Here is a 512-nt window from a genome sequence, read left to right on the forward strand (position 1 = left end):
TCCGCGTTCAGCGCGTCGCGTTCCTGCTGCAATTCGGCGTGGCGCTGGCGGCAGTTCTGTTGCTCGCTGTGCAGGCGTGTCAGGCCAAGTTTGCTCTCGTTGAGCTGCTGATCGATCCCGGCCTGGGTTTGCCGCGCAGTCTGGATGGCCGCGTCCAGCTGATGTTGCCAGGCGCTGGCGCTGCTTTGCTCGCCAAGGCTGGTCCGCAGCGCCTGCTGGCAGGCGAGCAGAAGCTTTTCGCGCTCAGCCAGCCGCACGCTGCAGCCTGCCTGTTTCTCCTGGCGATGGCGCTGTTGCAACTGTTCGTCGCTGCGGCGCTGTTCGCCCTGGCGAAGCTCCTCGCTCAGCTCGGACTGCGCCTGCAGCTGCTGCAGCCGCGTGGCGATGCTGGCGTCCAGCTGCATAAAGGTCTGCGCCGGGTCTTCGCGCCAGCGCTGCAGTTGCTCGACGGGCAGCAGTTCGGCAAAGGCCGCCAGCTCCTCGTCGAGCTGCTGGCTGTCGCGGGCCAGAGC

The 512-nt window shown here is 67.2% G+C and carries 1 protein-coding gene; it reads right to left on the reverse strand.

Going from position 1 to position 512, the window contains the following annotated elements; all coding sequences use genetic code 11:
• Positions 1-512 (reverse strand): hypothetical protein (locus ACU8YC_RS26255; RefSeq protein ID WP_446896154.1); only part of this gene is annotated, 512 nt, incomplete at both ends.

It is taken from the genome of Citrobacter sp. VF227, from assembly GCF_052950715.1.